This window comes from Micromonospora sp. NBRC 101691 (assembly GCF_030269285.1).
Taxonomy (GTDB): Bacteria; Actinomycetota; Actinomycetes; order Mycobacteriales; family Micromonosporaceae; genus Micromonospora; species Micromonospora echinospora.
In genome coordinates this window covers 1-3,076 of sequence record NZ_BSTB01000044.1, presented here as the reverse complement: position 1 = coordinate 3,076, position 3,076 = coordinate 1, and the positions used below count along the sequence as shown (strand labels likewise).

The window sequence follows — 3,076 nt, the reverse complement described above, 5'->3', positions numbered from 1 at the left end:
GGATGTGGGTGGGCGGTTGACGGTGACGGAGATGTTGCCGACGCCGGAGCAGGTGTGGTTGACCGATGACGTGGGCAACCGGTACACGTCGGAACTGCGGTTCGTGGCGGTGGACCAGACCCGGACGAGTAGGACTCCGGCATGAGCAGCACCGACACCGGCGTCACCTACGTCGACGCCCTCTACGCGCACGCCGACCTCACCCCGGACGCCCCGGCCCTGGTCACCACCGACGAGGTCGTGTCCTACCGCGATCTCGCCAATCGGATCGAGCGGCTCGCCGGCCGGCTCATCGGCGACGGGATACGCCCCGAGCAGGTCTGTGCCATCGCCGTACCCAGGGTCTTGGACGCGGTGATCGCCATGGCCGCCGTCACCCGGGCCGGGGCCGCGTTCCTCACGCTCGACACCGAGCTGCCCCTGGTCCGCCTCGCGGCCATGGTCGACAGCGCGGGCGCACGCCACCTGCTGACCGAGACCGGGCTCGCACAGCGGCTCGCGCTCCCCGTTCCCGGCCGCACCGTGCTGCTGGACCGACCGGCCGACACTCCCACGCACCCGGTGCTGCCGCCCCGGATCCATCCGCGCTCACTCGCCTACGTCAGCCACACGTCCGGCTCCACGGGTACCCCCAACGCGGTGCTGATCGAGCACCGAGGGCTGGAGAACTACCTACGCCGCATCCGCTGGGACCACGGCCTCGGCCCGCACACCGCGTCGGTGCAGGTAGCCCCGCTCGGCTATGACGCCTCGATCCGGGATATCTTCGCGCCGCTGACCGCCGGCGGCCGACTGATCCTGGTGCCCCGCGCCGCGCTGCTGCGGCCCGACGGGTTCGCTGCGGCGGTCCGTGCCCTCGACGGCAACACCGTGCTCAGCGCCACGCCGTCCCTGCTCACCGTCCTCGCCGCTGACGGCGCGCAGGGGCTACCGCCGCTGCGGCTGGTACTCGCCAGCGGTGAGTCGCTGCGGCCCTTCCTGTTGTCCGGCAGGCGGCGCGTCATCACCGGTGACCTGGTCAACCAGTACGGCCCGACCGAGTGCACCATGACCTCCACCCGGTTCCGGGTGCCGCCCGTTTCACAGACCGACGGTGACCTCGTCGGCACGCCCATCGACCAGGTCACCGTTCAACTGCTCGACGCGCGGCTGCGCCCCGTGCCCGACGGCGCGATCGGAGAGGTGCACATCGGGGGCGTGGGGGTCGCCCGCGGCTACGGCGGTCGGCCGGGACTGACCGCCGACCGGTTCGTTCCCGACCCGTCCGGACCGCCGGGGGCACGCATGTACCGCACCGGTGACCTGGCTCGGCGGCACCCCGACGGCAACCTGGAGTACCTCGGACGCGCCGACCGGCAGATCAAGATACGGGGCTACCGGCTGGACCCGGCCGAGATCGAGGGTGCACTGCTCCGGTACCCCGCGGTCACCAACGCCGTGGTCGTCGCCGAGACCGACGACCGGGGACGGACCTACCTGGTCGCCCACATCGCCGGTGAACCGGCGACCGTCACCGACCCGGCGCTCCGTGCCCACCTGGCCCGCACGCTGCCGTACTACATGATGCCGCGTCGGTTCGTGCGGGTGGCCATAATGCCGACCACGGCCAGCGGCAAGGCCGACCGGGCGACGCTGCGCGCCGCCGCCCCGCTCGCCGGAGACCCATCGGTATGACCCACCCCGACACCCGTCTCGGCGCCAGCGACGTGCTGGCCGCGGCCGACCGGATCCGCGGCGTGGTCCGGCGTACCCCCCTGCTCGCCGTGAACTCCCTGCCCGCCGTTCTTCTCAAGGCCGAACACCTGCAGCTCGGCGGATCGTTCAAGGCCCGCGGCGCGGCCAACGCGTTGCTGGCTGGCAACGCTCGTGCCGTCGTCGCCGGATCCTCCGGCAACCACGGCATCGCCCTGGCGACCCTGGGCCGCCGGCTCGGCGTCGAGGTCACGGTCGTGATGGCCGCCGGCGCCAGCACCGCCAAGGCCGCGACGCTCCGGTCCCTGGGCGCAGAGGTGCTGCAGGTGCCCGGCGGGGTCGTGGAACGGGACCGGTACGCCCGCGAGCACGCCGCCCGCACCGGCGCGGCCCTCATCCCCTCATCCGATCACGATTTGGTCGTCGCCGGCCAGAGCACCGTAGGGCTGGAGGTCTTCACCGACGCGCCGGAGACCGACCTGATCTTCGTGCCCACCGGAGGCGGCGGCCTGCTCGCCGGCATCTGCCTGGCGGCGATGTGCCTGGCCACCCCGGTGCGGATCGTGGGCGTCGAACCCGCCCACGGTCGCCGCTACGCCCACTCCCTGGCGGCGGCCCGGCCGGTCGAGCTGCCGCTGCCGGACACCATCGCCGACGGCCTGCGAGGCCAACGACCCGGTGCCGTCCCCTTCCCGATCATCCGACACCGGGTGGACGAGCTGATCGGGGTCACCGACGAGGCGATCAGCTCGGCCATGAACCTCCTGCACGGGGCGGGCATCGCCGCCGAACCCACCGGCAGCGTGGCCCTCGCCGGCGTACTGCAGTTCGGTGCCGCCGGCCGGGCCGTCGCCGTCATCTCCGGCGGCAACATCCCCGCCACCCTGTCGGCTTCCCACCGCGCGACGAGCGCCCTCGCCCACTGACCAGAAGACCACCGACCGAACCGGAAGGAACCGACGATGACCATCACCAACGAGCAGCAGGTACGGCCCACCGACGTTTGTGGGCTGATCGTCGCGATCTACCGGGAGGCGTTGCGCGACGACGCCCTCGACGTCGACAGCGATTTCTTCGAGGCAGGCGGTGACTCCCTGGCCGCCTTCCAGATCACCGCCCGGTTGCAGGACGCGCTCGGCCGGGAAGTCCCCGTGGCCCTGGTGTTCGCCTACCCGTCACCTGCGGACCTCGCCGCCGCCATCGACGACCTGCAGGGAGGCAGCGATGACTGAGGCAGGGGTGCCGCTGGGCGACCGGTGGCGGTTGTGGGATCAGTTTGCGTTGCGTGGGCCGGGTTTTCCGGCGTCGGGTGTGTTGCGGTTGGCGCCGGAGGGTTTGGCGGTGGCGGCGGACAGGTTTGTGGGGGTGGAGGTGTTGTCGGGGG

The 3,076-nt window shown here is 72.3% G+C and carries 3 protein-coding genes; all 3 read left to right on the top strand.

Annotated elements, in window-relative coordinates:
• The first annotated feature begins 141 nt into the window (after positions 1-141).
• The 3 genes from QSK20_RS31840 to QSK20_RS31830 are packed head-to-tail and all read left to right on the top strand — an operon-like array spanning position 142 to position 2,924.
• Positions 142-1,674 (top strand): amino acid adenylation domain-containing protein, encoded by a 1,533-nt coding sequence (locus QSK20_RS31840; protein ID WP_285792308.1) that lies wholly within the window; start codon positions 142-144, stop codon positions 1,672-1,674.
• A complete protein-coding gene (locus tag QSK20_RS31835; protein WP_285792307.1) occupies positions 1,671-2,618 on the top strand; it encodes a threonine ammonia-lyase in 948 nt (315 codons plus the stop codon). Before QSK20_RS31840 ends, QSK20_RS31835 begins: the two co-directional genes overlap by 4 nt.
• A gap of 36 nt (positions 2,619-2,654) precedes the next feature.
• Positions 2,655-2,924, top strand: a complete 270-nt coding sequence (locus QSK20_RS31830) for a phosphopantetheine-binding protein (protein ID WP_285792306.1) — start codon at positions 2,655-2,657, stop codon at positions 2,922-2,924.
• The last annotated feature ends 152 nt before the right edge of the window (positions 2,925-3,076 follow it).

Excerpts from the sequence above, each read along its gene's own strand:
- QSK20_RS31830 (WP_285792306.1), top strand. The coding sequence starts at position 2,655 with ATGACCATCACCAACGAGCAGCAGGTACGGCCCACCGACGTTTGTGGG.
- QSK20_RS31840 (WP_285792308.1), top strand. The coding sequence starts at position 142 with ATGAGCAGCACCGACACCGGCGTCACCTACGTCGACGCCCTCTACGCG.
- QSK20_RS31835 (WP_285792307.1), top strand. The coding sequence starts at position 1,671 with ATGACCCACCCCGACACCCGTCTCGGCGCCAGCGACGTGCTGGCCGCG.